Raw genomic sequence first — 609 nt, 5'->3', positions numbered from 1 at the left:
AGGGTTAAGTAGCAAAAAGTGTGTCTGAGTTACAGTGATCTTGCTGCTCAGGTTGGGTAAATCGGGCGGATATAAGGTCTTGGTGCTTATATCCGCGCGTTTCGTGTTCAATCCATCGGAATGGCACCCCCATGTGCTAGTCGGGGGTTGGTGTGCTTTCCGGGTGAGTAAAAACAGGCCACGATGCCCGGTATGTACTGGGCAAATGAAGAAAAACGGAACCACATCCAAAGGCACAACCAGGTGGCGGTGCAAAGACCCGAACTGCGGTAGCTCCACAACACGAACCCGCACCGATCGCACGCAGGCCCGCAACTTTAAAGCCTTCGTCTCCTATGCCACCTCCACAGCAACGTTGTCTGAACTCGCCGGGCAACAAAGGGTGAGTCGCTGGACGCTTGATCGCCGATTCGAACCGTTTTGGCTCATCGACATCCCCAACGACGGTGCCCTGCAGCGCGTCTACGATCAGATCTTCATCGACGGCACCTACACCGCAGCTGGCTGTCTGCTTGTGGCAGCCAGCCGCGACCACGTCATTGCGTGGCACTGGACCAAACACGAAACCGCCCACGCATACACGCAGCTACTTCGCAGAATCGCCGAGCC

Annotated in this window: 1 pseudogene; it reads left to right on the top strand. The window is 56.3% G+C overall.

Going from position 1 to position 609, the window contains the following annotated elements:
• Nucleotides 1–205: 205 nt before the first annotated feature.
• Nucleotides 206–609, top strand: a pseudogene (locus tag MHY08_RS11620) (IS256 family transposase); the annotation flags it as partial.

Origin of the sequence: Corynebacterium sp. ACRPJ (assembly GCF_022347345.1) — a bacterium.
GTDB lineage: Bacteria > Actinomycetota > Actinomycetes > Mycobacteriales > Mycobacteriaceae > Corynebacterium > Corynebacterium tuberculostearicum_D.
The sequence above is the reverse complement of the archived record's forward strand: the minus strand, read 5'-3'. Positions and strand labels throughout refer to the sequence as shown.